Origin of the sequence: Marinobacter salinus (genome assembly GCF_001854125.1) — a bacterium.
In the GTDB taxonomy this organism is placed as follows: domain Bacteria; phylum Pseudomonadota; class Gammaproteobacteria; order Pseudomonadales; family Oleiphilaceae; genus Marinobacter; species Marinobacter salinus.
This window is the reverse complement of sequence record NZ_CP017715.1, coordinates 3,050,353-3,076,210: the sequence shown is the minus strand read 5'-3', so window position 1 is coordinate 3,076,210 and position 25,858 is coordinate 3,050,353. Positions and strand designations below refer to the sequence as shown.

General features: G+C 56.5%; 21 protein-coding genes and 1 pseudogene. 15 read left to right on the top strand and 7 right to left on the bottom strand.

Going from position 1 to position 25,858, the window contains the following annotated elements; translation table 11 throughout:
- Positions 1 to 3 precede the first annotated feature (3 nt).
- From BKP64_RS14320 to BKP64_RS14290, 7 genes are all read left to right on the top strand, one after another.
- Complete coding sequence (locus BKP64_RS14320) at positions 4 to 1,674, top strand: long-chain fatty acid--CoA ligase (RefSeq protein ID WP_070971502.1); 1,671 nt, start codon at positions 4 to 6, stop codon at positions 1,672 to 1,674.
- Between the two features lie 160 nt (positions 1,675 to 1,834).
- On the top strand, positions 1,835 to 2,698 hold the full coding sequence (locus BKP64_RS14315) for a branched-chain amino acid ABC transporter permease (RefSeq protein ID WP_070971498.1): 864 nt from the start codon (positions 1,835 to 1,837) through the stop codon (positions 2,696 to 2,698).
- Between the two features lie 29 nt (positions 2,699 to 2,727).
- Positions 2,728 to 3,735 (top strand): branched-chain amino acid ABC transporter permease, encoded by a 1,008-nt coding sequence (locus tag BKP64_RS14310; RefSeq protein ID WP_227515408.1) that lies wholly within the window; start codon positions 2,728 to 2,730, stop codon positions 3,733 to 3,735.
- Positions 3,728 to 4,495, top strand: a complete 768-nt coding sequence (locus BKP64_RS14305) for an ABC transporter ATP-binding protein (protein WP_070971493.1) — start codon at positions 3,728 to 3,730, stop codon at positions 4,493 to 4,495. The genes BKP64_RS14310 and BKP64_RS14305 overlap by 8 nt, the downstream gene beginning before the upstream one ends.
- A complete protein-coding gene (locus BKP64_RS14300; protein ID WP_227515407.1) occupies positions 4,476 to 5,189 on the top strand; it encodes an ABC transporter ATP-binding protein in 714 nt (237 codons plus the stop codon). Before BKP64_RS14305 ends, BKP64_RS14300 begins: the two co-directional genes overlap by 20 nt.
- Before the next feature lie 50 nt (positions 5,190 to 5,239).
- A complete protein-coding gene (locus BKP64_RS14295; RefSeq protein WP_070971489.1) occupies positions 5,240 to 6,388 on the top strand; it encodes an ABC transporter substrate-binding protein in 1,149 nt (382 codons plus the stop codon).
- A gap of 110 nt (positions 6,389 to 6,498) precedes the next feature.
- On the top strand, positions 6,499 to 7,434 hold the full coding sequence (locus tag BKP64_RS14290; protein WP_070971486.1) for a ketopantoate reductase family protein: 936 nt from the start codon (positions 6,499 to 6,501) through the stop codon (positions 7,432 to 7,434).
- 36 nt (positions 7,435 to 7,470) lie between these two features.
- Here the strand turns inward: BKP64_RS14290 and BKP64_RS14285 are convergent, their stop codons facing one another.
- From BKP64_RS14285 to BKP64_RS14270, 4 genes are all read right to left on the bottom strand, one after another.
- The gene (locus BKP64_RS14285) at positions 7,471 to 7,926 is read right to left on the bottom strand and encodes a MaoC family dehydratase (protein ID WP_070971482.1); all 456 of its coding nucleotides are present in this window, start codon (positions 7,924 to 7,926) and stop codon (positions 7,471 to 7,473) included.
- A gap of 13 nt (positions 7,927 to 7,939) precedes the next feature.
- Positions 7,940 to 8,701 carry a class II aldolase/adducin family protein gene (locus tag BKP64_RS14280; protein ID WP_070971479.1) on the bottom strand — a complete coding sequence of 254 codons (762 nt, stop codon included), beginning with the start codon at positions 8,699 to 8,701 and terminating at the stop codon, positions 7,940 to 7,942.
- Positions 8,702 to 8,816: 115 nt separating this feature from the next.
- Complete coding sequence (locus tag BKP64_RS14275) at positions 8,817 to 9,959, bottom strand: acyl-CoA dehydrogenase family protein (RefSeq protein ID WP_070971477.1); 1,143 nt, start codon at positions 9,957 to 9,959, stop codon at positions 8,817 to 8,819.
- Positions 9,960 to 9,969: 10 nt separating this feature from the next.
- Positions 9,970 to 11,166 (bottom strand): acyl-CoA dehydrogenase family protein, encoded by a 1,197-nt coding sequence (locus BKP64_RS14270; protein ID WP_070971474.1) that lies wholly within the window; start codon positions 11,164 to 11,166, stop codon positions 9,970 to 9,972.
- Between the two features lie 396 nt (positions 11,167 to 11,562).
- Here BKP64_RS14270 and BKP64_RS14265 point away from each other — a divergent pair, with 396 nt between their 5' ends.
- From BKP64_RS14265 to BKP64_RS19160, 3 genes and pseudogenes are all read left to right on the top strand, one after another.
- Complete coding sequence (locus BKP64_RS14265) at positions 11,563 to 12,819, top strand: DcaP family trimeric outer membrane transporter (protein WP_070971471.1); 1,257 nt, start codon at positions 11,563 to 11,565, stop codon at positions 12,817 to 12,819.
- A gap of 626 nt (positions 12,820 to 13,445) precedes the next feature.
- Positions 13,446 to 14,045: a CBS domain-containing protein gene (locus BKP64_RS14260; RefSeq protein ID WP_070971468.1), complete on the top strand. Its 600-nt coding sequence runs from the start codon at positions 13,446 to 13,448 to the stop codon at positions 14,043 to 14,045.
- 119 nt (positions 14,046 to 14,164) lie between these two features.
- Positions 14,165 to 14,257, top strand: a pseudogene (locus BKP64_RS19160) (biotin carboxylase N-terminal domain-containing protein); the annotation flags it as partial.
- A 204-nt stretch (positions 14,258 to 14,461) separates the two neighbouring features.
- Here the strand turns inward: BKP64_RS19160 and BKP64_RS14255 are convergent.
- Together BKP64_RS14255 and BKP64_RS14250 are read right to left on the bottom strand one after the other, a co-directional pair.
- Positions 14,462 to 15,631, bottom strand: a complete 1,170-nt coding sequence (locus BKP64_RS14255; RefSeq protein ID WP_070971465.1) for an acyl-CoA dehydrogenase — start codon at positions 15,629 to 15,631, stop codon at positions 14,462 to 14,464.
- Positions 15,632 to 15,653: 22 nt separating this feature from the next.
- Positions 15,654 to 16,859: a 3-oxoadipyl-CoA thiolase gene (locus tag BKP64_RS14250; protein WP_070971463.1), complete on the bottom strand. Its 1,206-nt coding sequence runs from the start codon at positions 16,857 to 16,859 to the stop codon at positions 15,654 to 15,656.
- Positions 16,860 to 17,058: 199 nt separating this feature from the next.
- Here BKP64_RS14250 and BKP64_RS14245 point away from each other — a divergent pair, with 199 nt between their 5' ends.
- On the top strand, positions 17,059 to 18,420 hold the full coding sequence (locus BKP64_RS14245; RefSeq protein WP_070971461.1) for a hypothetical protein: 1,362 nt from the start codon (positions 17,059 to 17,061) through the stop codon (positions 18,418 to 18,420).
- Between the two features lie 21 nt (positions 18,421 to 18,441).
- Here BKP64_RS14245 and BKP64_RS14240 read toward each other — a convergent pair whose 3' ends face one another.
- Positions 18,442 to 19,371: a 2-hydroxyacid dehydrogenase gene (locus BKP64_RS14240; protein ID WP_070971458.1), complete on the bottom strand. Its 930-nt coding sequence runs from the start codon at positions 19,369 to 19,371 to the stop codon at positions 18,442 to 18,444.
- A gap of 274 nt (positions 19,372 to 19,645) precedes the next feature.
- Here BKP64_RS14240 and BKP64_RS14235 point away from each other — a divergent pair, with 274 nt between their 5' ends.
- The 4 genes from BKP64_RS14235 (at position 19,646) to BKP64_RS14220 (ending at position 25,855) form a co-directional block, all read left to right on the top strand.
- Positions 19,646 to 20,473: an IclR family transcriptional regulator gene (locus BKP64_RS14235; RefSeq protein WP_070971456.1), complete on the top strand. Its 828-nt coding sequence runs from the start codon at positions 19,646 to 19,648 to the stop codon at positions 20,471 to 20,473.
- A gap of 223 nt (positions 20,474 to 20,696) precedes the next feature.
- Positions 20,697 to 22,790 (top strand): 3-hydroxyacyl-CoA dehydrogenase NAD-binding domain-containing protein, encoded by a 2,094-nt coding sequence (locus BKP64_RS14230; RefSeq protein ID WP_070971453.1) that lies wholly within the window; start codon positions 20,697 to 20,699, stop codon positions 22,788 to 22,790.
- Between the two features lie 27 nt (positions 22,791 to 22,817).
- On the top strand, positions 22,818 to 24,002 hold the full coding sequence (locus BKP64_RS14225) for an acetyl-CoA C-acyltransferase (RefSeq protein WP_070971449.1): 1,185 nt from the start codon (positions 22,818 to 22,820) through the stop codon (positions 24,000 to 24,002).
- Between the two features lie 50 nt (positions 24,003 to 24,052).
- Positions 24,053 to 25,855 carry an acyl-CoA dehydrogenase gene (locus BKP64_RS14220; RefSeq protein WP_070971447.1) on the top strand — a complete coding sequence of 601 codons (1,803 nt, stop codon included), beginning with the start codon at positions 24,053 to 24,055 and terminating at the stop codon, positions 25,853 to 25,855.
- Positions 25,856 to 25,858 lie beyond the last annotated feature (3 nt).

Below are 25,858 nucleotides of genomic sequence, written 5' to 3'. Positions count from 1 at the left end.
ACCATGTTCACACGCCATTACAACGTCTGGCCGAAGGAACTGCCCAAGACCATGACTCTGCCGAAGACCAGTGTTTTTACCAATCTGGAAATCTCGGCCCAACGCTATCCGGATCATACTGCGCTCATTTTTTATGATGCACCGATGACCTACCGTCGCCTGCTGGCGGAGGTCAAGGCCATGGCTGGCTACCTTCAGGCCCAGGGCGTCAAGAAGGGGGACCGGGTGCTGTTGTACATGCAGAACTCGGCACAGTATGTGATTTCCTACTACGCCATCCTGCGAGCAGATGCCGTGGTGATTCCGGTCAATCCGATGAACCGGGCTGCAGAACTTGAGCACTACATTGCCGACACCGGCGCTGCTATGTGCCTGGCAGGCCAGGAGCTTGCCGGCTTCATCGCGCCGATGCTGGCGGAGACAGATCTTGAGCAGGTAGTGGTGGCGTCGTACAGCACCTACATCAAAGCCGATACCGATCTGGACCTTCCGGCTGAAGTCGCCGAGCCCGCCTGGTCAAAACATATTCCGGGCGTGGTGACCTGGGAAGCGGCAATGGCAGAAAAGTGCGCACCTCTGCCCCACACGGCGACGCCGGAAGATCTGGCGGTGATTCCTTATAGTTCCGGCACCACGGGTGCGCCCAAGGGGTGCATGCACACTCACCGTTCTGTCATGGCAACCGCTGTACACCGGGTGTTCTGGAACCTGACCACGCCAGACAGCGTTCAACTGGCCACCTTGCCGTTCTTTCACGTAACCGGCATGACTGGTTCGATGAACGGCCCCATTTTCAGTGGCTCAACGTCGGTCATCATGACCCGCTGGGATCGTACTACGGCGGCCAGACTTATCGAACGCTACAAGGTCACGGGCTGGACCAACATCGTGACCATGGCAGTGGATTTTCTGTCCAATCCGGACCTCTCAAAGTACGACCTCAGCAGCCTTAATATGATCGGTGGCGGTGGCGCCGCCATGCCGGTTGCAGTCGCCGAGAAACTGAAAAAAATGACGGGACTGGATTACATCGAGGGCTACGGCCTTTCGGAAACCATGGCAGCCACGCACATCAACCCCAACGCACACCCCAAAGCGCAATGCCTCGGTATCCCGGTGTTTGATGTAGACAGCCGCATTATTGACGTGGAAACCCTGGAAGAAAAAGCGCCGGGAGAAACCGGCGAGATCGTGTCCTGTGGCCCCCAGGTCACTATTGGTTACTGGAACCGACCTGCGGAAACCGAAGCTGCCTTTGTAGAAATTGATGGCAAGCGGTTTTTCCGCACCGGCGATCTGGGTTACTACGATGAAGACGGCTATTTCTTCATGGTGGATCGTGTGAAACGGATGATCAACGCGTCCGGGTTCAAGGTATGGCCGTCCGAAGTCGAAGGGCTGATGTATCGTCATCCTGCGATCCACGAGGTATGCATCATTTCCTCTCCAGATCCCAAGCGGGGCGAGACAGTGAAAGCCTGTATCGTGCTCACTCCGGACGCACAGGACACTACCACTGCCGAAGATATTGCCACCTGGTGTAAGCAGCAGATGGCTGCCTACAAGGTGCCTACCATTGTTGAGTTTGTGGACTCCCTGCCCAAGTCCCCCACTGGAAAGCTGATGTGGCGTGCGCTTCAGGAAGAAGAATGGAAGGAGGGCGGGCAAAGATAGGTTAAATGCAACTATAAGTCCGCACAGCGAAACTGCATTTTAAATTATTGACACGCGAGACGAACAGTGTAATTGTTTCATTCGAATGTGCAGGGCAGGAATGCCCTGCGGATTTAAGCCTCAAAGATTCCCGATAAAAACAAGCAACGGAGGGGCATAATTGAACCTTTTCTTCCAGCAAATCATCAACGGATTAACTCTGGGGAGTATCTACGGTCTGGTAGCCCTGGGCCTTACTCTCGTCTATGGCATTCTCCATATTCCGAACTTCGCACATGGCGCGCTCTACATGGTCGGTGCGTTCATGTCGTACTTCTTCATGGTCGATGTCGGTGTTCACTACTGGGTTGCCATGGCCGGCTCCGCAGCCGTTATTGCGGTGCTGGGCATTATCTGTGAACGCCTGGTTTTCCACCCCCTCCGGCACTCGCCTCCAATCCACGACAAGATTGCCGCCATTGGCATTCTTCTGTTCCTGGAAGCGCTGGTGCAGATGTTCTGGGGCTCGGACTTCCGTCGCATGAGTTCACCATTTACCGGCATCATGAATTTTGATGGCCTGATCATCCCGGAACAGCGTCTGCTGATCATTGTAGGGGCCTTCGTCCTGGTGTTTGTTTTGCAGATGTTCCTGCGTAAGACCATGACCGGTGCCACGATTATTGCCATGGCCCAGAGCCGGGAAGGTGCTTTCCTGGTCGGCATCGATGCCAATCGCGTGGCGATGATGACCTTTGCGATTTCCGGTGCCCTGGCCGCCATTGCCGCCACCCTCTATGCCCCGATCAACCTGGTTTATCCAGCCATGGGGCATCTGGTCATCATGAAAGCGTTCGTCATTATTATTCTGGGAGGAATGGGGAGCATTCCCGGTGCCATCGTCGGCGGCATGATCATCGGGTTTGCCGAAGCGTTTGGCGGTTTCTACATCTCGACCGCTTACAAAGACATCATTGCCTTCGGCCTGTTGGTATTGATTCTCTCCATCCGCCCGCAGGGCCTGTTCGCGAAGGGGGCGCACTGATCATGTTGTTCAAGTTTGGAGCCTTGTTAATGAAGCCAGGCGCGAAACTGACGCTGCTGGCATTTGCGATTGTCTTCCCGTTTCTGGCCAGCAATGAGTATCAGGTGTACGTGATGGCATCGGCCTTCGTCTGGGCGATTGCTGTCTATGGTCTGAATATCATTACCGGTTTCTGTGGTCAGCTGAACCTGGCCCATGGTGGCTTCTTCGCCATTGGCGCCTACGCCCTCGGTCTGCTCACGGCGGATGCGGGCTGGAGCTTCTGGCCGGCGTTTCTGGCCGCACTGGTGGTAACTGCGGTTTTGGGCTTTTTCGTGGGTATAGTATCCCTGCGTCTGAAGGAGCATTACTTCGCCATTTTCACCCTGTGTGTCGGCTTCATCATTTACCTGCTGATCGATAAGTGGGAAGAACTCACCCACGGCCCTATCGGTGTCCGGGACATAGCCGAACCCTACGGGTTTGGCCTGGTCGATTTCACTGAAACCACCCCCTTTTATTATCTGGTGCTGGCGTTCCTGGTGTTCGCCATCTGGTTCATGGGCAGATTGTCCCGTTCCCTGCTGGGCCGCACCTTCATTGCCATCCGTAATGGCGATGAGCTGGCGCAGTCCCTGGGCATCAACCTGATGCGAAATAAGGTGCTGGCATTCGTGCTGTCCACCACCTATGCCGGTCTGGCGGGTGCGCTTTATGCGGGTATGGTGCGGTTTATTGGCCCGGAAGAGGCCAACATCGTTCATACCTTCGACATGATCACCTACCTGCTGGTGGGCGGCATAGGCACCATCACCGGTCCGCTACTGGGGACCGTGGGCATTATCTGGATCACCCAGTCCCTGCAGTTCCTGGAGGAATACCGGATGATCATCTTTGGTCCGCTGCTGGTCATCCTGGTGATCTTTTTCCCCAGGGGAATCACTGGCTCATTCCTTACCTGGATGCACCACAAGGCCCAGTCCCTCGCTCCGGGGAAAAAGCGCAAAGAGAGCAAAGTTGTGACCGCTCAGACCCGGGAGGCCGAAAACAATGCTTAAGGTAGAACATCTGACCAAAATGTTCGGCGGCCTGGCCGCAGTGAACGATGTGTCCGTGGAGTTCGAAACGGGCAAGATCAACGCCATTATCGGCCCGAACGGCGCTGGCAAGAGTACCTTCTTCAACCTGATTTCCGGTCTGCATCAGCCTACCTCGGGGCACATTCTGCTCGACGGTGTGGATGTCACCAACATGCCCTGCGACAAGGTCGCCCGGCTTGGTGTTGGCCGGACATTCCAGACCACCAACCTGTTTGAGCAGGCGTCGGTGCTGGACAACCTTATTGTGGGGCATCGCCTCCGTACCGAGTCAGGTCTGTGGGATGTGCTGATCAACAGCAAGCGTTTGCAGCGTGAGGAAAAAGCGGCCCGTGACAAGGCGATGGAAGCCCTGGATTTTGTCGGCCTGACCCATGTTGCCGGCCAGTTCATTGCCGACATTACCCAGGAAGAGCGCAAGCGTGTTGCCTTCGCCCTTGCCCTGACGACCGATCCGAAAATTGTGCTGCTGGACGAGCCGGCCGCCGGTGTGAATCCGGAGGAAACGGAAGGCTTTGCGGCGCTGATGCGCAAGATGGTGGATAACGGCCTGACCGTCTGCCTGATTGAGCACAAGATGGACATGATCATGAGCCTGGCGGACAAGATCATGGTGCTGGATCACGGCGAGAAGATTGCCGAGGGCACACCGGAGGAAGTTCGTAACAATCCGGTAGTGATTGAAGCCTATCTGGGAGGTGATGAAGATGCTGCAGCTTGAGAAGGTTGATGTCTGTTATGGCAGCTTCAAGGCCCTTACTGATATTTCCATGACCGTGGATACCGGCGAACTGGTGGTCCTGCTCGGAGCCAATGGCGCTGGTAAGACATCCCTGTTCAATGCCATCAGCGGGCTGATTAAACCCACCGCTGGCGAGATACGTTTTGAGGACAAGACTCTCAATGGCATGAAGGCCAGTGCTATCGTTTCCAGCGGAGTGGTGCAGTGTGCAGAAGGGCGCAAGCTATTTCCCCAGATGACGGTTCTGCAAAACCTGATGATGGGGGCCTTTGTTCATCGTGGCGACCGGCAGGGCAACAAGAAACGTCTTAACGAGGTTCTGGAGCTGTTCCCGATCCTTGAAGACAAGGCCCAACAACCCGCCGGATCCCTTTCCGGGGGGCAGCAGCAGATGGTTGCCATTGGCCGCGCCATGATGAGCCGCCCGCGACTGCTGATGCTGGACGAGCCGTCCCTCGGTCTCGCACCACTGGTGGTAAAGCAGATGTTCGAAACCATCAAACAGATCAACAGCCTTGGCACTACCGTGTTGCTGGCTGAACAGAATGCCTTTGCGGCCCTCAAAATCGCCCACCGCGCCTACGTCATGGAAAACGGCCACCTCGTTATGGAAGGTGACCGGGAAGCCATGCTGGGTAACGAGCAGGTTCGCAAAGCATATATCGGGGCCTGATGGTCCCCGGAAACTGATTAACGACGAGCGCAATAAACCAGGAGAAAACAATGAAAATAGCAAAAACACTGGGTCAGGCTGTCGCCGCAGCAACCTTGGGCATGAGCCTTGCCGCTGGCACCATGGCGGGTGAAGTGAACATCGGTTTTACCGGCCCGCTTAGCGGCGGTGCGGCACTGTATGGTGAAAATACCTTATCTGGCTTGCGGATGGCCGCTGAAGAAATCAACGCAGCGGGCGGCTTCGACCTGAATGGCGAAAAGACCACCATCAACCTTGTCTCCCTGGACGACCGTTATTCTCCGGCTCAGGCCGCCACCAACGCCAAGCGCCTGAAGCAGGAATCCAACGTTCCGGCCATTTTCATTCCGCACTCCGGTGGTGTCTTTGCTCTGCAAGACTTTAATGAAAAGGACAACTTCCTCATCATGGCGTACACCAGTGTGCCCACGGTTACTGAAAAGGGTAACTCCCTGACGGTACGAATTCCGCCAACCTTTGACGGTTATGTCCGTGCGTTCACGGACTATGCTCTGGAAAACCTCGGCACCACACTGGGTATGGCTGGCGCGACCCACGAATACGCCAAGATCTGGGGGTCCATGATCGAGAAAGAGTGGACGTCCAAGGGCGGTAAAGTGGTGGCCAATAATCCGATGGATTACAACAAGTCTGCCGACTTCTTCACTGGCGTGAGCCGCATCATTGCCGAGGATCCGGAGGTGATGTTTGTGGGCGGTGCATCCGAGCCAACCGGCCTCGTGGTTCAGCAGGCCCGTCAGATGGGCTTCCAGGGAGGCTTTATCGTCATGGACCAGGCCAAGATTGACGAAGTGGCCAGCGTTGCCGGCGGTCTGGACATGGTGGAAGGCGCCGTTGGCGTTGTGCCTCTGAGTGTTTATGAAACCGAGCCCGCCCAGGACTTCATCAAGCGTTATAAAGCCGAGTACGGCAAGACTCCGGGTTCGGAAGCGGCCTATAACTACCTGGCCCTGCATGGCCTTGTTGAAGCCATGGACGCCACCGAGTCCACGGACCCGAAGGTGATCCGTGCCGCCATTGGCAAAGCCCTGAAGAACATGCCGACCAGCAAGAACCCATACGAAGTGACCGACGTCACGGAAAAAGGCGGTTTTGTTACCGACACCACCCTGGCAGTGGTGAAAGACGGCAAGATTGTTCAGGTAGACATCGATTGACCGTCACAGTGTTGAAACGGGGGCAGGTCATTTATGGCTTGCCCCTTTTTTATCGGGCGTCGATCAGGCGTGTGCCGAGAAAATACTGTGACCTGTGAGAAACGAAAATTATGAGCGATAAACCACACATTCTGATTGTTGGCGCCGGCGCCATCGGCAGCTTTTACGGTGCCATCCTCAAACAGGCCGGATGCCCGGTCGACACAGTGCTGCGTTCCGAATACCAGGTGGTCAGAGACAACGGTATTCGTATCACCAGTCGATTGGGGGATTTGTCTTACCAGCCTGATCATGTATACCGTGACGGCGATACGCCGGAGGTCTGGCCGGACTACCTTATTCTGTGTGTGAAAGTGTTACCCGGCGCCAACCGGGCCGAAGTGATCAAGCCCTGGATGGGGCCGGACACCCGCCTGGTATTGATCGAAAACGGTCTGGACATCGAGCGGGAGCTGGCGGAGGCGTTTCCTGCCAACCCGATCATCAGCTGTCTGGCCTTCATTGCCGCCAGCCGGATGGAGCCGGGCGTGGTTGAGCACAAGGCCTATGGCAAGCTGATTATGGGGAGCTACCCGAAGGGGATTGACGAGCATTGCCGGACCCTGTCGGAGCTGTTCATTGAGGGCGGAATCAAGGTGGACCTGACAGAGGCGGTAGTAGGTGAGCGCTGGCGCAAATGCCTGTGGAACACGCCATTCAATCCGCTGTCGGTGATTGCTAACGGTGCAGACACGAAAACGATTCTGGAGACCGAAGGTGGAGAGGCGCTGATTCGGGAGATGATCGGCGAAGTGATGGCCGTGGCTGCGGCTGAGGGTTATCCCATGGACGAGTCCCTGATTGATCAAAACATTGAGGGGACCCGGAAAATGCCTGCCTACAAGAACAGTATGGCTCTCGACTATATCAATGGTCGCCCCATCGAAAGGGATGCGGTATTGGGCAATGTGGTAACCATCGCCCAGCGTCATGGAATCCCCGTCCCCCACCTGAATACGGTGCTCGTTACCCTTAAAATGCGGGCCAGGCTGGAGGGCTGTGAATAATTAGCCCACCGTCGGCCTGAGGGGTATCAAAGCCGTTCAGGCTACGTACATGGCCAGGTTTTCCGCCACGCAGGCGGGCTTGTCCTCGCCCTTGATCTCTATGGTGGTTCGGTAGGTCGCCAGCGTTCGGTGTTCGTCCACCTGGGCCACATCCAGCAACTCCACCTTGCTGCGGATATCGGATCCGGATTTAATCGCAGACGGAAATCGCAACTTGTTCAGGCCATAGTTTATGGTAGCCGTGGGCCCAGTCACCTTCAGGGCTTGGGGGTTCAGCCTCGATATTAATGACACGGTCAGATAGCCGTGGGCGATGGGGCTTTTCCAGGGTGATTCCCTTTTCGCCCGTTCGACATCAACATGAATCCACTGATGATCGCCGGTGGCATCGGCAAATGCTTCAATCATGTCCTGGGTGATGGTCAGCCACGGGCTGTGACTCACAAGAGTGCCCGTGTGCTCTGACAGCTCTTCAAGCTTCACTTCAATCATGGTATTCCGCTCCTTACACGCCATAGCCCGGGCTTTTGCTGTCCAGCAAGCGCATCAGCGCCGGCCAGGTCAGTTTTGCGGCTGCTCCCAGGGATTGGGACTGTTCTGCGGTTGTTTGGATGGCCTGCTCAGAAGGCATCCAGGTGGGGCCGCAACTTTGCGCCTTTACCTGTATCTCACAGGCCTTCATCAGGAAATAGAGATAAGTAAATGTTTCGGGAACGTCCTGCCCGGCGGTCAGAACACCGTGGTTGCGCAGCAGCATCATGGATTTGTCACCCAGGTCCCGGATCAATCGTTCACGCTCGTCCAGGTTCAGGGCCACGCCTTCGTAATCATGGTAGCTCAGGTGATCAAGGCAGAGCATGGCGGTCTGGCTGAGTGGCAGCAGGCCGTCCCGGTGAGCAGAAACAGCAACACCATCAGCAGCATGGAGATGCATCACCGCGCCGGCGTCCTCGCGCCCCATATGTACGGCGCTGTGAATGGTGAAACCGGCAGGATTGACGCGTGCAAGACCTCCGGATTCCACCACCTGGCCGTCGCGATCCACCTTCACCAGGGACGATGCCGTAATTTCATGGAAGAGCAGGCCATAGGGGTTGATCAGGAAATGATGTTCCGGGCCAGGTACCCGTGCGGACAGATGGGTAAACACAAGGTCGTCCCAGCCAAACAGGGCGACCAGGCGATAGGCCGCGGCCAGCTCTGTACGGACTTTCCATTCGGCCTTTCTCAGGGTTTCCGTCTCGGTCGTTGCGGTGCTTGTTGTCATCGTGTAGTCACCTTGTTGTTATCCGGCTATAAAAAAGGGGGTAGCCAAAAGGCCACCCCCGAACAAGGCCTCTGACTGGTATAGAGAGAGGCCTCAGGCTCACTGATGAAGGGTTTTAGCTGGCCTGTAAAAGGGTAGCGTAACGCTCCAGATGGAAGTCATCGTCGCCCAGCTGGTGGTTGATCATAATCAGGCGTTTGGCGTAGTGGGCAAAGTTGTATTCCCAGGTCATGCCAATACCGCCGTGGGACTGGATTCCGTTTTCGGAAATAAACTGTCCGCTGCGCCCAATAACGTTTTTGGCGGCAGCCAGAACCCGGCGACGCTCATCGCTCTGTTCTTCGTCCGCCACGCTGGCTGCCAGAATGGACATGGAGCGGGCCTGCTCCAGCTCCGACATCATGTCGACCATGCGGTGCTGCAGCACCTGGAATTTGCCGATGGGTACACCAAACTGCTTACGCTGTTTGAGGTAATCGAGTGTCAGATCGTTTGCTACTTCCATGACGCCCACCGCTTCGGCACAGAGTGCGGCGATGGCCCGGCCTGCCTGATACTCAATGACCCCGGCAGCCTTGCCTTCCTCCCCCAGCAGGGCGTCAGCATCGACCTGAACCTGGTTCAGGGTGATGTCACAGCCTTTTGAACCGTCTATGGTCGGATAGGTTCGGCGCTCAATGCCTGCAGTGTCCGGACTCAGGGCGAACAGGCTGATGCCTCTGGCATCACGAGCGTCCCCGGAGGTGCGGGCCGATACCAGAATCAGATCGGCGCAGTGACCGCCAATTACTACCGCTTTGCGACCGTTGAGCACATATCCGTCACCGGATTTTTCGGCCCGGGTCTCGACGTCGTTAAGGTCATAGAAACTTTGGGGTTCCTGAAGCGCTACAGCTGCTTTCAGCTCCCCGCTGGCGATACCGGTCAGCCAGCGTTCTTTTTGGCTGTCATTGCCAGCCTCGCTGACCAGGCCGCCGCCAAGAACAACGGATTGGAGGTAAGGCTCAAGGCAGAGGCCACGACCCAGTTCGGTCATGACGGACTGAACTTCAATACCACCGCCGCCGAAGCCACCCAGCTCTTCGGAGAAGGGAACCGCTGTCAGGCCCAGCTCGCTGAGCTGTTTCCAGAAGTCTTCGCTGAAGCCGGCGTCGGTCTCGCTGAACGCCAGGCGCTTTTCAAAACTGTACTCACCGCGCACCAGGCGGGCGATGGTGTCCTGCAGCATCTGCTGCTCTTCATTCAGTCGGAAATCCATGGTCGCCTCCTTAAAGCCCGAGAATCATTTTCGACACAATGTTCTTCTGGATCTCGTTGGATCCGCCGAAAATCGAGAGTTTGCGGTTGTTGAAGTACTGGGCAGATAGCGGCGCCGCATTTTCGTCCGACAGGAAGTCCCCGTCGTACTCGAGGTCCAGTTCTTCCTCGACGAACGGGATCGCGTAGGGGCCGATGGCGCGTCGGGCCAGGTCGTTGATCGACTGGCGGATTTCGGTGCCTTTGACCTTCAGCATGGAGCTTTCGGCACCCGGCATCCCGCCACCCTCAACGGATGCAACAATGCGCAGGTTACTGATGGCTGCCGCAGTCAGGTCGATCTCTACCTTGGCAATGCGCTGGCTGAAGGAGGTGTCCTCAATCAGCGGGCGCCCGTTCTTGATTCGCCGGGAGGCCAACTGTTTCAGGTGCGACAGTGCCGCCTTGGACAGGCCAATCCCTGCCAGGCCGGTACGCTCGTAGGTGAGGAGGTACTTGGCGTAGGTCCAGCCCTTGTCTTCTTCGCCCACCAGATTCTCAACCGGTACCTTCACGTCTTCAAAGAAGACTTCGTTTACTTCGTGCTCGCCGTCCAGTGTGATGATCGGTCGCACGGAGATACCTGGAGTGTCCATGTCAATCAGCAGGAACGAAATTCCCTCCTGTGCCTTGACCTCGGTATTGGTGCGAACCAGGCAGAAGATCATGTTGGCGTGTTGGCCAAGGGTGGTCCAGGTCTTCTGGCCATTGACGATATAGTGGTCGCCATCGCGCACGGCCCGGGTCTTTAGCGAGGCCAGGTCGGAACCGGCGCCGGGTTCTGAGTACCCCTGACACCACCAGTCTTCGCCGCTGAGGATGCGCGGTAGATACTGCTGCTTCTGCTCTTCGTTGCCGAACTTAATGATAACCGGCGCCACCATGTTGACCCCGAACGGGATGGAGCGGGGCACACCGTAACGGCAGGATTCTTCGTCCCAGATATGCTTCTGGACCGGCGTCCATTTCACACCGCCATACTCTTCCGGCCAGTGGGTGGCGTACCAGCCCTGTGCACTGAGTATTTTTTGCCACCGCTGATGGTCTTCTTTCGACAGGCGGCGGAACCCCTTCACTTTGGCGGCAATGTCCGCCGGCAGCTTCTCATCCAGGAACGCGCGCACTTCTTCCCGGAAGGCAAGTTCCTCGGCCGTATAGTTCATGTTCATGAGATAACCTCGTTTGGCATTACAGCGAAAATATATACCGCATAGCAGAATTACTCAATGATCCTTCAAGTATTCCGTCACTGTCAACGAAAATGAAACAAGAAAACGCTCAGTAATTACGTCTTTTAATAAAATTTGGTTTCAAACCCTTGTTGAACAAAAAACCTTTCGCTATATTCGAAAACACGGAAGCTGGTACTGCTAGGCGGAATAAAAAATCAACAAGATACCGCAGAGCGAAACTGGGCCGTCAGATTGGCGACAGCTGTGGCCAGCGCCGGAGATTTCAATAACAAAGACACCACCAACTCCGTCAAGAGGTTTGAAATGACAATAACAACAGGTTTCAACACACGCCCACTCGTTCGCGCCATAGCCCTGGCCGGACTCCCTATAATGGCACTCGGCTCAGCCAGCACGATGGCACAGAGCAACTCCGAACTGGACGACTTGCGTCAGCGTGTGCAGATGCTCGAGAGCAAGCTTGAGGGCGCAGTATCGACTGCTCCGGAGTTGCAGGAAGATAATCCCTATATCCTTCGGGAAGGTGATGGCCTGAAAATCGGCGATACCACGATTTCGTTCGGGGGCTTTGTAAAAGCAGATGCGATCTTCGGGTCCCATGGTAACGGGTCGCTCAACGGCTATGGCATTGGTTTGCCCCGTACGTTTGCGAAGGCAGCTGTCTCAGACGAGAGTGACTGGAAGACCGGCTTCAGCGCGCGTGAATCCCGGATCAGTATCGGTACCAAAACCGAGGATGTGGTTGGGCACACGCTGACCACCTATATCGAGATGGACTTTAATCAGGATCTCAATGACGGGTTCAGTGAGACCGGCAACGAGATTGTTTCCAACAGTTATGCACCGCGTCTTCGCCAGGCCTACGGTTCATGGAACAACTGGGATTTTGGCCAGACCTACACCACCTTCACCGATCTTGCGGCAATGCCGGAAATTCTGGACCAGGGAAAAATGGCTGCCTTTATATACACTACCCAGCCGCAGCTTCGCTACAACATGGCGGTTCCGGGCGGTAAGTTGATGATGTCTCTTGAGAACCCGGAAGATGGCTACTATGGCAACTCCTATGATGACCAGTCCTATCCGGATCTGGCTGTCAGATACCAGGTGCGCGGCAAGCATGGTTTCTACTCGGTTGCCGGTCTCCTGCGGAATTTCGAGGACAACGCATCCAATGACACCAAGACCGATGGTGCGGTGTCCCTGAGTGCGCGCATCCCGACCATTGGCAAGGACGACCTCCGCCTGCAGTACAGCTATGGTGCGCTGGGTCGCTACATGGGGCTGCTGACTTATCCGGATGTGGATCTGGTTGCCCAGGCTCAGGGTGATGTTGAGCCGCTGAGAACCTATGGCGCCACCGCGGCATATCGTCATTTCTGGGCTCCGACCTGGCGCTCAAGCCTGACCGTTTCTCATACAGAAATTGTCGATGACCTGAAGGCCTCTCCGAGCGGAACCCTGAGCTACTTCGATACTTCAACTTCGGTGCACGCCAACCTTCTGTGGTCTGCCCATCGTAACCTGACCCTGGGTCTGGAATACGCATACTGGGACTTCGGTGAGATCGCAACCAGTAGCAGCCAGCAGTATGAGCAGGTTATTGCTTCGGCCAAGTTGACGTTCTGATTCAGCGCAGGACCCTTTAAGAGTTAGATCACTTCTCAGGTGCTTTGCACATTGCCCTGGTGCGCTCCCCCTGTACCAGGGCTTTTTTTTGTGATTCGGCCCTTGGCACGCCATTGCTAACTGATAATTATTAAAGATTAGCTTTTAGGGATAACGGTGATTGTGATAGAACTATAGTCGTAGTGTTAAGTCATACGCCCCTGAAGGCATGGACATGTTTGAATCGCGAGCACCACAAAATACAAGTCGTCTTTGCCTGACGTTTCTGATGGCATTGGCGTTTCTTGCATGGGGTGCCTCGGGAGTTAGCGCGCCGGCCCTGGATCATCAGTTTGATGAACAGGGATCATTCAATGTGGTACTTCTGGATGCTTCCGGGGACTCACCGTCAGGTGAATTTGGTTTTCCTGGCCCGACTCTTCCTGTCTTCCCGCTGGTTTCCGGGCGGCCTGTTCTTTCCCCGAATCTTTTCTTTGTCGAGCCTCCCGCTCGCCTCTTGAGTTATCCCGCCCTACCGCAGGGGCCCCCCTTCCTCGCCTGATTTTGGTCGATTTTCAGCACACTTAAGCCTGCCTTTTGCAGGGCGCTGTGCTGCACCCAATATCCGGAATCAACGAGGTTTTCCCATGAGCAAACAATTCCACGCCCTGCCTGTACGTGATCTGGGGCGCACCTATTCTCTGGCAACGGTTCAGCCTGCCTATAACATCGGCAGTGGCGACTCTGCCGTGCATTTACTCACCGATTTTTGCCAGCGCCGACCGCCAGCGCTGAATTCGGATATGAACATTTCCGAGGCCCGGCTCTGGATGAAGATGGCGGATACCGCCTTCAAGCTGGTCGAAAACGGCGCCGGCGAATGCGTTGGCATGATCACCATTGCAGATATCAACGGGGAATTGCCGCTGAGCCTGGCCAATCGGCGTGGTGTCGCGCCCGGAGATATCCGGGTCAAGGACATCATGAGTCCGCTTAGCAGCCTCCCGGCTACCCATTACAAGGACTTGGCCCGCGCTACGATAGGTGACCTGGTAAGTACCTTCAGGGCCGTGCATGAGGAATATATCCTGGTGGTCGATAACGATCGGTACCACGAAGGTGAGCAATACCTGCGGGGCGTCATCTCTGCCGCACAGCTGGTCGAAAAGCTGCACATTCCGATTGACCTGGAGCATCGCGCATCTTCGTTTTCTGAAATCGTGAACGTCGTACAGGGCAACTTTTAGACGTCACTGGTTCGATCCGCTACGGCATCCCCTCGGAGCGTGAGCGAACCTGGCATACCCGACCATGGACGGTCCGGGTCGGCCAAACTCAACCAAAGCCAATACGGGAGGTAACATTCATGGCCATAAGGAAGCTGCTGATTGCCAATCGAGGTGAGATTGCAGTCAGAATTGCCCGGGCCTGTAGCGAACTGGGTATACGCTCGGTGGCGCAGTAGCGGCCGTGCCGGCGCAACCAAGGAAGGCCATGTAACAACAAGTATGCCGGGCAATATTGTCGATGTGCTCGTGAACGAGGGCTATCAGGTGGCGGGTGAGGTATTGGTGGATATCGAGCAGGTTCTTATATCCGTTAACCCATAAAAAAGCCCCTCATCGTGAGGGGCTCCTTTGGGGTCAGCCGAATCAGGCAGGCATCAGCTAAATGCAGCGATGCCGGTCTGGCCACGGCCCAGAATCAGGGCGTGGACATCGTGGGTGCCTTCGTAGGTGTTGACCGCCTCCAGGTTCATCACATGACGGATCACGTGGTATTCGTCGGCAATGCCGTTGCCACCGTGCATGTCGCGGGCCACCCGGGCAATGTCCAGTGACTTGCCGCAGTTATTGCGCTTGAGCAGCGAGATAGCATCCGGCGTGGCGCTGCCATCGTCCATCATGCGGCCCAGTTGCAGGGCAGCCTGCAGGCCAAGCGTGATTTCTGTCTGCATGTCGACGAGTTTTTTCTGGATCAACTGGTTGGCCGCCAGCGGCTTGCCGAACTGCTTGCGCTCGAGGGTGTAGTTCCGCGCTGCGTGCCAGCAGAATTCGGCGGCGCCCAGGGAGCCCCAACTGATGCCAAATCGGGCCTTGTTCAGACAACTGAACGGTCCCTTCAGGCCTTCGACATCCAGCTTGTTCTCGTCCGGGACAAAGACCTCGTCCATAAAGATGGAGCCGGTGTCGGAGGCACGCAGGGAGAACTTGCCCGGAATCTTGGGGGTGTCCAGACCTTTGGCACCCTCGCGCTCAATGACAAAGCCGTTCACCTTGCCTTCGTACTTCGCCCAGACCACGCAGATATCCGCAATCGGGGAGTTGGTAATCCAGGTCTTGGAACCGCTCAGGAGGTAGCCGCCATCCACTTTTTTGGCGCGGGTTTCCATGCCAGCCGGGTCAGAACCGTGGTTGGGTTCGGTCAGGCCAAAGCAGCCTACCATCTCGCCAGAGGCCAGTTTGGGGAGCAGGCGCTTTTTCAGGGCTTCCTGGCCGAAGGCGTGAATCGGGTGCATGACCAGCGACGACTGCACGCTCAGTGCCGAACGGTAGGCAGAGTCTACCCGCTCTACTTCACGGGCAATCAGGCCATAACATACGTGGTTCAGGCCAGGGCCACCGTATTCCTCTGGCAGGGTGGCACCCAGCATGCCCAGCTCGCCCATCTCGTTGAAGATATTACGGTCAAACTTTTCATGGCGGTTGGCCTCGACGATGCCAGGCATCAGTCGCTGATCACAGAAGCTGCGAATGCTGTCGCGGACCTGACGCTCGGTTTCATCCAGTTGTTTGTCCAGTTGCAGCAGGTCATCCCAGGGTGCAGAAGCCATGGTGTTTCTCCTCGGTAGAAAATCAGTTATTAACTCGTTCAATCACAGCAGCAATGCCCTGGCCCACGCCAATGCACATGCTGATCAGGGCGTATCGCCCGCCACTGCGTTCCAGCTGACGGGTGGCCGTGAGTGCAATCCGCGCTCCGGAAGCCCCGAGCGGGTGGCCGATAGCAATGGCGCCACCGTTCGGGTTCAGCCGGGAATCAGTAGGGTCTAGCCCCAGTTTAGTCGTGCAGCCGAGAACCTGGGCCGCAAACGCCTCGTTAATCTCGATAACATCCATATCCTTTAGGGTCAGGCCGGCCCGGGCGAGCGCTTTCTCGCTGGCAGGAACCGGGCCATAACCCATGACCCGGGGCGCTACGCCGGCAATGGCCGCAGAAACGATGCGGGCGCGAGGCTGGATGCCAGCCTGCTCCCCGGCCTCCCGGGAGCCAATAATCAGTGCCGCAGCGCCATCGTTGATTCCGGATGCATTGCCCGCGGTGACAACGCCATCCTCAAACAGGGGGCGCAACCCTGCCAGTGCGTCGGCAGTGGACTGTGGTCGTGGATGCTCATCCCGGTCGACCGTCACCGGTGGTTTCTTGCGCCCCTGAGGTACTTCAATGGGCAGAATCTCGTCCTGGAAAAAGCCGGTACGGCGGGCCTGCTCATACCGGGCCTGGCTCTGAGCTGCAAACCGGTCCACCAGTTCCCGGCTCAGATTCAGTTCCCGGGCAATGTTGTTGGCGGTTTCGGGCATGGTGTCCGCGCCAAACTCGGTTTCGATGCGCGGGTTCGGGAAGCGGGCGCCGATGGTACTGTCGAAAGCCCGGAAGTCCCGGCTAAAAGGAGACTCACTCTTGGCCATTACGAACGGCGCCCGGCTCATGCTTTCCGCACCACCGGCTACAAAGAGTTCCCCCTCACCGCAACGAACGGCGCGGGCCGCATCGATAATGGCTGCCAGCCCGGAGCCGCACAGGCGATTAACCGTCAGGCCACCGGTTTCGATCGGAAGGCCTCCCATAAGTCCGGCATGGCGGGCCAGATTGCGAGCATCCTCGCCAGCCTGATTGGTACACCCGGCAATGACGTCTTCATAGGCTTCCGGTGCGAACGCGTTGCGTTCCACCAGAGCCCGGATCACGCTGGCGAGCAGATTGTCCGGGCGAACCGTGGCGAGGGAACCCGCATGGCGGCCGAAAGCTGTTCTCAACCCATCGTAGATAAACGCGCTCATGGTTTCTTCCTCGACAGAAAGTGACAAGACTTCACCGTGGTCGACCGGGCCTCGCGAGAATCAGTGTCGGCCTTGCCTTGTCATTAATGTTAATATAGTTTCGTATAGCGGAATACAGTTTTGTATTTAATTCGCAAAAGACTAATCCGGGTGTGATGGAAATGCAAGCAGCGTTAACCTTCGTAAGGGCGGTATTGTTATGAGTGCAGCGGTTCGCTGGCTGCTGCCCCTTGCGGTTGTGCTCGAACTGGTGGCTATGTGCGCCTCGAACAAGCCGCTCAGTGCAGCTGCCGGGTTGCTCTTCCTTTGTTGCTTCCTGATGGCCGGCAGTCGGTTGCAGGCCTATTCCCGCGCTCTTCTTTTAGTCTCCCTGGTGGTAACAGGATGGCTGAGTATCCGTGGCCAACTGAGTATGTCCCAATTGATCAAAGCTTCGGCGGATGCCGCCTTCTATGCGGCCTTTCTCGGCAGTTTGGGCATGATGCAATGCCTGGTGAGACGCTTTGAGGTGCTGCGGCGGATTCATGATGTCCTGCTCGGTGGTCGCGCTGTCTGGCTTTACCCGAAATACGCGCTGGTCAGCTGTGGAATTGCTTCCGTGCTCAGCTTCGGCATGATGAACCTCCTGTGCGGCAGTTTGTCGGAAACGCTCCGGGATCGGGGAATAACCGGTCCGTCACGTCTGCAGTGGTTGCGGTGCGTACTTATCAGTGCCCTTCGGGGGTTCGCCCTGGTGCCCCTGGTTGCACCGACCAGTGTCGCCGTTGCTATTCTGACCCGGGAATTGCCAGAGTTGAGCTGGTCGATGCTGCTGCCTTTTGGCGCTGCGGCGGCCGTGTTGTTGATCGGGGTGGGCTGGTTGCTGGAGCAGCGCCGATTCCGTCAGGTCAGCAGTGAGCGGGTGACGTTGGATCAGTGGCCCGCGGGAACGCTGAAGTTGCTGCTGCTCGTGCTGGCCGTCTTTTCCGTCATGGCTGTGCTGGTTGCGCTAACCAGTTTGAAAGTATCGGCGGCCGCCATGCTGGCCGTACCAGTGATCACCCTTCTTTATATTACCTGGGAAGACCGTTCACTGGGCACTGTGCTTGAGGAGAGTGCTTCACAGGTCTCAGCCATGGTTAATGAAATGGCGATCTTTGCCGGGTCGGCGATTCTGGGGGTGGCGCTGTCCAGTATGATTCCCAGGGACGCCCTGAGCGGGCTGGCCGGTTCAACCGGTGGTGTGCTGATGCTGGCGACAATCGGCATGCTGATGCTTCCATTGCTTTCCGCGATTGGCATTATTCCTATTACGGTTCTCAGTATTCAGGCCGGGTTATTGCCTGAGCTGGTGGCAGGCGGTATGGACCCGTTGCTGATATCGGTAGCGTTGGTGATTGGCTTTTCCCTTGCCATGATGCTGTCGCCTTTCGGACCTTCTGTCATGCTGTTGTCCCGGTTTGGCCAGGTATCCCGTTGGGTGGTGGCGTTTCGCTGGAACGGGGTATTTGTGCTGATCGCGGTGCCGTTGTTACTGGCACTCCTGGCGATCGAGGCGGTGCTTCTGCCAGCATTCAGATGAGGGCCGGCAGAACGTTGGGGCTCAGTAGCCCCTGGAGGTATCGACAATTCCGGTAATTGGCTGACCTCTGGCGTGGTCCCGAATCTTGCCGGTAATCTGCTCAAGAGTGGCGTCCCGGAGGGTTCGGGCAGAAATGTGGGGGGTGATGGTGATTTCGCGGCGAGTCCAGAACGGGTGGTCTGATGGGAGTGGCTCGTTCCGGAAGACATCCAGTGATGCCCTGGCAACGAGACCGTCGTCAAGGGCCTTGAGTAAGTCGTCATCCACCAGGTGCTCGCCCCGACCGACGTTAATAACCACAGCGCCAGGCTGAAGATCTGCAAGCGCGTCGTAGTCGATGATGTTCCGGGTTTCATCAGTGAGGGGTAGGGTGTTCACCAATACGCGGGTCTGCTTCAGGAACTCTCTCAGGCTTTTGCGGCCGGCAAAGGTGGTGATGTGCTCCAGGGTGTGTTCGCTGCGCGCCCACCCGTATACCCGGTAATCCAGGTCTGCCAGTGTCCGGGCAACCTTTTTGCCTATCTGGCCAAGGCCCATGACGCCCACGGGCCAGTCTGCACGTTTGATAGGGCGGTGGATTTTCCAGATGCCGTTACGTTGTTGTTCCCGGTAAACCTCCATTTCCCGGCTCGCTTCCAGAAGCTGATGCAGCACGTACTCCGCCATCTGAACGGACATGCCGGCGTCCTCCAGGCGAACGATGGTCAGCCCGGCTGGAAGATTGGGAACCGCCAGAAGCCCGTCAATGCCTGCTCCAAGATTAAAGATCGCCTTCAATTTCCGCTCTCGTTCAAAGAGTTCCGCCGGGGGCTGCCAGACAATTGCGTAGTCCGCATCGATTACCGGGCCTTCCGGGTTCCAGACATACACTTCCGCTTCTGGTAGTAATGCTTTTATTGGCGCAGTCCAGCGTTCCGGTTTTGGGTCTCCAGCGACAAAAAGTACTTTCATTATGGCTCCGGGGTCGTAACGGGAAAGGTATTAATTTAGCATGTTTCGCTAAGCAGAATATCGGGCTGATTAAAGCCGGGGCTACCCTGGTTATATCGGGACACGCGAGTGCGCCAGTGAAACATAAAGGCCAATCGTTTCACATTAGGCACGATTTTTGAAAAGACTTTGTGGTACTTGATTTCACCAACGATTAAAATGCTTCATCTTTTCTATTCGCGGGACTTATATCCCTGATACCGGATTCGGCGACGCTGTTGGAGGACGCCATTATATGTCAAAAGCAATTACCACTTCACCGGAGTTGATGGCTGCGTCTGGTGACGGCGAACCGGTAAAGCCGGAAAAGGATCGCAAGTTTGTGGAAGCCCTTTCCCGGGGCCTCGACGTGCTGCGTGCTTTCAGTCAGGGTTCGGTGATTTTGGGTAACCAGGATATTGCGAGGATTACAGGTCTTCCAAAGCCGACTGTTTCACGGATGACCTATACCCTGACAAAGCTGGGTTACCTCAGCTACAACACCCAGCTGGAAAAATATCAGCTAAGCTCCGGTGTACTGGCGCTGGGTTATGCGTATGTTTCCAACCTCAAGGTGCGTCAGCTGGCCAAGCCCTACATGGATGAGTTTGCGCGCCAGACCAATATGTCAGTAGGGCTGACCTGCAGGGATCGTCTGCATATGATCTATGTGGAGAACCGGCTTCCGCCCGAAGCGTCTCTTTTGCGCATGGATATTGGCCTGAAGCTTCCAATGGCAACCACGTCGGCTGGTCGCGCTTATTATTGCTCCATCGCGGAGAAAGGTCGGAAAGTCATTGAAGACGCCATGGCGAGGAAGTACGGCCCGGAGGGCTGGCCGGAGAAAAAAGAGGGTCTTGAACGTGCCATGGAAGATTACCAGAAGCACGGGTTCTGTCTTTCCCTGGGTGAGTGGGACAGAAACATCAATTCCGCCGGTGTGCCCATTCACCTGCAGGATGGCACCATTATGGCGCTGACCTGTGCCGCGCCTTCCTACCTGGTGTCTGGTGAAAAGCTCCGCGAATCCATTGCCCACCAGCTGGCCATGCTGGCGAGTGATATTGAATCCCTGGGGGTTTGATGCGCTGACGGATTTTGCAGCTTGATGTAAGGGTAAAGGAAGCAAGAAAAGTTCTTCCGCAGTTTATCCAAAGCCGCATGCACGCCCAAAACCGCAGAGGGAACTCCGCGGTTTTTTTATGCGCGGTGTTTAATCGATGGTTGAAACCTGAGAAAAACTTGTATTAAATCGTTCCCATGTTTCGCTTGTTAAAACTACATTTCATATAAGGCGAGGAGAAATTATGTCTGAGGTCGTAACTTATAACCGGGAAGGCAACATTGGCGTGATCACTGTGGATTATCCGCCGGTCAATGCCCTCAGTCATTCGGTTCGCTCCGGTCTGGTAGCTGCGCTCGAACAGGGCCAGCTGGATTCGGAAGCGAAAGTTCTGCTGCTGGTTTGCGAAGGCCGTACCTTTATTGCCGGCGCTGATATCCGGGAATTTGGCAAGCCAATGCAGGAGCCCGGGCTCCCTGCTGTTGTTAGGCATTTTGAGGACAGCGAAAAGCCCGTTATTGCAGCGATTCACGGAACTGCTCTTGGTGGCGGCCTGGAAACAGCACTGGGTTGTCACTATCGGGTTGCCTTGAGCAGCGCTAAAGTTGGCCTGCCGGAAGTGAAGCTTGGCCTGTTGCCCGGTGCTGGCGGAACCCAGCGCCTGCCGCGTCTTACCGGAGCACAGAAAGCTCTGGAAATGATTACTTCGGGTGAGTTTGTTGGTGCCAAAGACGCGCTGGCGCTTGGCATCGTGGATGCGGTCGACGAGGGTGGTGACGCCCGCGCCGCTGGGCTGGTTTTCGCGCAGAAGATTGCGGATGAGGGCAAGCCCGTACGTCGGGTTCGTGACGTGACTGACAAGATTGAAGCGGAAAAGGGCAGTGATGTTTTCAGCCAGTTCCGGGCCGGCCTGGAGAAGAAGGCCCGAGGCCTGTTTTCACCGTTCAAGTGCGTAGACGCGGTCGAAGCTGCTTTCAATCTGCCGTTTGATGAAGGCATGAAACGGGAACGCGAGCTGTTTATGGAGTGTATGGAATCGCCGCAACGTGCAGGCCTTGTTCATGCTTTCTTTGCCGAGCGTGAAGTTTCCAAGGTCAAAGGGCTGTCCAAAGACACACCGGTGCGTGATGTGAAAAGTGTGGGCGTTATCGGTGCCGGCACCATGGGCGGCGGTATTGCCATGAACTTTGCCAATGCCGGTATCCCCGCCACCATCGTGGAAGTGAAACAGGAAGCTCTGGACAAGGGTCTGGGCATTATCCGCAAGAATTACGAGAACTCGGCGAAGAAAGGACGTATCACCCAGCAGCAGGTGGAAGAGCGGATGGCGCTGATCAATGGCAGCCTGACCTACGATGCTTTCCGGGATGTTGATCTGGTCATAGAAGCCGTGTTTGAGAACATGGCCATCAAGAAGGAGATCTTTGCCAAGCTTGACGGTGTCTGTAAGCCCGGTGCCATTCTCGCCTCCAACACTTCAACGCTGGATATCGACGAAATCGCGTCTGCCACCAAGCGCCCGGAAGACGTGGTGGGCATGCACTTCTTCAGCCCGGCGAATGTGATGAAGCTCCTGGAAAACGTTCGCGGGACCCACACTTCTGATGAAGTGAAAGCGACCGTCATGGCGGTGGCCAAGAAGATCCGCAAAGTGGGGGTCATGGTTGGTAACTGTCACGGCTTTGTGGGCAATCGTATGCTGCACAAGCGTGGTGCTGAAGCCATGTCACTGGTTAACGAAGGTGCGACTCCGCAGCAGGTGGACAAGGTACTGACCGATCTGGGCTACCCGATGGGGCAGTTTGCCATGTCGGATCTTGCGGGTATTGATGTGGGTTACCGCATTCGCGAAGAGCGCCGTAATGCCGGTGAAGATGTGGCGCCGAGCTGGATGGACAAGCTGGCAGAGCAGAATCGCCTGGGCCAGAAGACCATGGCGGGTGTCTATAAATATGAGGAAGGCAGCCGCAAGCCCATTCCGGACCCGGAAGTAGACCAACTGATTGCCGACTTCCGTGAGGAGCAGGGCATCACCCCGCGTGAGATTACCGATCAGGAAATCCTCGAGCGCTGCATGTATGTGATGATCAACGAAGGTGCCAAGATTCTGGAAGAAGGCATAGCCGATCGTGCGCTGGATATCGACATTGTCTGGATCTATGGCTACGGCTTCCCGGCATACCGTGGTGGCCCCATGTTCTGGGCAGACCAGATCGGTCTCGACACCATCCTGAATGCCGTGGAGAAATACCACGACGATATCGGTGGAGAGCAGTGGAAGCCTTCGGCTCTGCTGAAGAAGCTGGTTGCAGAAGGCAAGACCTTCGGAAAGCTCTAATTACTCATTATTTTCGAGGCAACTTTTATGTCAGATGCAGTTATTGTTTCCACCGCTCGTACAGGCCTTGGTAAATCTTACCGGGGCGCCCTGAATAACACCCACAGCGTGGATCTTGCCGGTCATGTGATCAGGCATGCGGTTGAGCGCGCCGGTATTGATCCGAATATCGTTGAGGACGTGATCCTCGGCGCTACCTTCCAGGAAGGTGCCCAGGGCAAGAACATGGCGCGCCTTGCGGCTATTCGTGCCGGCCTTCCGGTGACCACTGCGGGTTTGTCCATCAACCGGTTCTGCAGCTCTGGCCTGCAGTCCATTGCCATTGCGGCCCAGCGAGTAGTGTCCGAGAAGGTGCCCGCCATGGTGGCCGGGGGCGTGGAGTCCATTTCCCTGGTGCAGAACGACAAGCTCAACAGCTTTCATGCCACCAATGACTGGCTGATGAAGAACAAGCCGGAGCTGTATCTCTCGATGATCGAGACCGCCGATATTGTAGCCAGTCGCTACGGCGTCAGTCGTGAGTCCCAGGACGAGTATGCGTTGATTTCCCAGCAGCGTACGGCAGCGGCTCAGCAGGCGGGCAAGTTTGACGACGAGATCGTGCCGTTCGATGCGACTATGCTGGTCAAAGACAAGGAAACCGGTGAGGTCAGCCAGAAGGACGTGACCTTGAACCGCGACGAATGCAATCGCCCGAATACGACGCTCGAAGGTCTTCAGGGCTTGAATCCGGTGCGTGGAGAGGACCAGTTTGTGACCGCGGGTAACGCCAGTCAGCTGTCGGATGGCGCTTCCGTGTGTACTGTGATGAACAGCACCTACGCGGAAAAGCACAACATCGAGCCCATGGGTATCTTCCGTGGCTTTGCGGTTGCCGGTTGTGAACCCGACGAAATGGGCATCGGGCCGGTCTTCGCAATCCCGCGTCTGCTGGAGCGTACGGGCCTGAAAATGGACGACATTGACCTGTGGGAGCTGAATGAAGCCTTTGCATCCCAGGTAGTCTATTGCCGTGATCGCCTTGGTATTCCCATGGATAAACTGAATGTGAACGGCGGCTCCATTGCGGTCGGTCACCCCTATGGTGTCACAGGCTCACGCCTGACTGGCCACGCTCTGATCGAAGGCAAGCGCCGCGGTGCCAAGTACGTGGTCGTGACCATGTGCATTGGTGGTGGCCAGGGTGCTGCGGGTCTTTTTGAGGTGGTTTAAGCCTCGTTCACCAAACTCTTAAAACAGCAATAAAACCAGCGAGCGCCGCTATGCAGCAGAGAATCATTAATCCTGAGGATCTGGCTTTCCAGCTTTATGAACTCCATGACGTGGAGCAGACGCTGAGGTTTGGTCGCTATTCCGACCACAGCCGCGAAACCCTGCAGGCGGCGCTTGATCTGGCTCTGAAAGTGGCAGCGGAGGAGTTCGCGACCCACGCCAGGCTGGTGGATGAAGAAGAGCCCCGATTCGAGAATGGCCGGGTTACCATGCGCCCGGAAGTAAAACGAGCGCTTGATGTCCTGAAGGACACCGGGCTGATGGCCGCGAGCCAGGATTACGAGCGTGGCGGCATGCAGCTGCCAGCGGCCGTGGCGCAGATGTGTGTCGGTTTGCTCAAGGGTGCCAATGTGGGTACTCAGGGTTATGCCGGGCTCACCATCGCTGCGGCGAACCTGATTATGGTGCAGGGTTCGGAGGAGCAGCAAGAGCGCTACGCCGAACCCATGATGGCGGGCCGGTTCTTCGGCACCATGTGCCTGACCGAACCCCATGCAGGGTCCTCCCTGGGGGACTTGCGTACCCGTGCCCAACCCCGGGCCGACGGCAGCTATCGTCTGTTTGGTAACAAAATCTACATCTCCGGTGGCGATCACGAACTCAGCGACAACATCATTCATATGGTCCTCGGGCGCCTGCCCGATGCGCCTCCGGGGGTGAAAGGTATATCCCTGTTCCTCGTCCCCAAGATCCTCGTTAATGAGGATGGCAGTCTCGGTGAGCGGAACGATTTGGCGCTGGCGGGGCTGATCCACAAGATGGGTTACCGGGGCACAACGTCGACCATGCTCAATTTTGGTGAGAAGGACGGTGCCGTCGGCTATCTGGTCGGTGAGCCAAATAACGGCCTGGCCGCTATGTTCCACATGATGAACGAAGCTCGTATTGGCGTTGGGCTGGGCTCTGTCATGCTCGGCTATACCGGTTACCTCCATGCTCTGGACTATGCCCGTGAACGACGGCAAGGCCGCCCGATTGGGGAAAAGGATCCGAATACGCCTCAGGTGCCGCTGATCCGCCACGCTGATATCCGCAGGATGTTGCTGGCCCAGAAAGCCTACGTGGAGGGCGGTCTCGCCTTATGTCTTCAGGGTGCAATGCTGGTTGATGAAAAAAAACACGCCGCCAGTGAAGAGGCGCGAAAAATGGCGGCAGGTCTTCTGGATCTGTTGACTCCGATTATCAAGTCCTGGCCGTCCCGGTATTGCCTTGAAGCCAACAGCCTCGCGATTCAGGTTCATGGTGGCTATGGCTATACCCGGGAATACCCGGTTGAACAGTTCTACCGGGATAACCGGCTCAACCCGATTCATGAAGGCACCCACGGTATCCAGGGTCTCGATCTGCTGGGGCGCAAGGTGTCCATGGCAGATGGCCAGTTCTTTCAGGCGTTGATGCATCGAATCGACACCACCATTGGCGAGGCCCGCGAACACGACAGGCTCGCTGAATCCGCCGGCCGGCTGGAGCAGGCGATTCGGGCAATGGCGACAGTCACGGATACCCTTAATGCGGAGAAGGCCAGCGGCAACGCCGAAAAAGCCCTGGCCAATGCCAGCTTGTACCTGGATGCCCTCGGCCAAACGGTTGTTGGCTGGCTGTGGCTAAGACAGGGCCTGAAAGCTGTTGATGGCCTGAATGGAAAGGGCGGGCAGTCTGCACAATTCTATGAAGGCAAGCTGAAAGCCTGCGATTACTTTGCACGCTATGAATTGCCGGGTGTGATCAGTACCAGCGAACTGTTGAAGGCTGTCGACACTACGGCACTGGACATGGTCGACGAACAGTTCTGAAAA

What these genes read in the sequence shown, in the direction of transcription:
- BKP64_RS14320 (WP_070971502.1), top strand. Translation starts at nt 4, where the DNA reads ATGTTCACACGCCATTACAACGTCTGGCCGAAGGAACTGCCCAAGACC.
- BKP64_RS14310 (WP_227515408.1), top strand. Translation starts at nt 2,728, where the DNA reads ATGAAGCCAGGCGCGAAACTGACGCTGCTGGCATTTGCGATTGTCTTC.
- BKP64_RS14305 (WP_070971493.1), top strand. Translation starts at nt 3,728, where the DNA reads ATGCTTAAGGTAGAACATCTGACCAAAATGTTCGGCGGCCTGGCCGCA.
- BKP64_RS14300 (WP_227515407.1), top strand. Translation starts at nt 4,476, where the DNA reads ATGAAGATGCTGCAGCTTGAGAAGGTTGATGTCTGTTATGGCAGCTTC.
- BKP64_RS14295 (WP_070971489.1), top strand. Translation starts at nt 5,240, where the DNA reads ATGAAAATAGCAAAAACACTGGGTCAGGCTGTCGCCGCAGCAACCTTG.
- BKP64_RS14290 (WP_070971486.1), top strand. Translation starts at nt 6,499, where the DNA reads ATGAGCGATAAACCACACATTCTGATTGTTGGCGCCGGCGCCATCGGC.
- BKP64_RS14285 (WP_070971482.1), bottom strand. Translation starts at nt 7,926, where the DNA reads ATGATTGAAGTGAAGCTTGAAGAGCTGTCAGAGCACACGGGCACTCTT.
- BKP64_RS14280 (WP_070971479.1), bottom strand. Translation starts at nt 8,701, where the DNA reads ATGACAACAAGCACCGCAACGACCGAGACGGAAACCCTGAGAAAGGCC.
- BKP64_RS14275 (WP_070971477.1), bottom strand. Translation starts at nt 9,959, where the DNA reads ATGGATTTCCGACTGAATGAAGAGCAGCAGATGCTGCAGGACACCATC.
- BKP64_RS14270 (WP_070971474.1), bottom strand. Translation starts at nt 11,166, where the DNA reads ATGAACATGAACTATACGGCCGAGGAACTTGCCTTCCGGGAAGAAGTG.
- BKP64_RS14265 (WP_070971471.1), top strand. Translation starts at nt 11,563, where the DNA reads ATGGCACTCGGCTCAGCCAGCACGATGGCACAGAGCAACTCCGAACTG.
- BKP64_RS14260 (WP_070971468.1), top strand. Translation starts at nt 13,446, where the DNA reads ATGAGCAAACAATTCCACGCCCTGCCTGTACGTGATCTGGGGCGCACC.
- BKP64_RS14255 (WP_070971465.1), bottom strand. Translation starts at nt 15,631, where the DNA reads ATGGCTTCTGCACCCTGGGATGACCTGCTGCAACTGGACAAACAACTG.
- BKP64_RS14250 (WP_070971463.1), bottom strand. Translation starts at nt 16,859, where the DNA reads ATGAGCGCGTTTATCTACGATGGGTTGAGAACAGCTTTCGGCCGCCAT.
- BKP64_RS14245 (WP_070971461.1), top strand. Translation starts at nt 17,059, where the DNA reads ATGAGTGCAGCGGTTCGCTGGCTGCTGCCCCTTGCGGTTGTGCTCGAA.
- BKP64_RS14240 (WP_070971458.1), bottom strand. Translation starts at nt 19,371, where the DNA reads ATGAAAGTACTTTTTGTCGCTGGAGACCCAAAACCGGAACGCTGGACT.
- BKP64_RS14235 (WP_070971456.1), top strand. Translation starts at nt 19,646, where the DNA reads ATGTCAAAAGCAATTACCACTTCACCGGAGTTGATGGCTGCGTCTGGT.
- BKP64_RS14230 (WP_070971453.1), top strand. Translation starts at nt 20,697, where the DNA reads ATGTCTGAGGTCGTAACTTATAACCGGGAAGGCAACATTGGCGTGATC.
- BKP64_RS14225 (WP_070971449.1), top strand. Translation starts at nt 22,818, where the DNA reads ATGTCAGATGCAGTTATTGTTTCCACCGCTCGTACAGGCCTTGGTAAA.
- BKP64_RS14220 (WP_070971447.1), top strand. Translation starts at nt 24,053, where the DNA reads ATGCAGCAGAGAATCATTAATCCTGAGGATCTGGCTTTCCAGCTTTAT.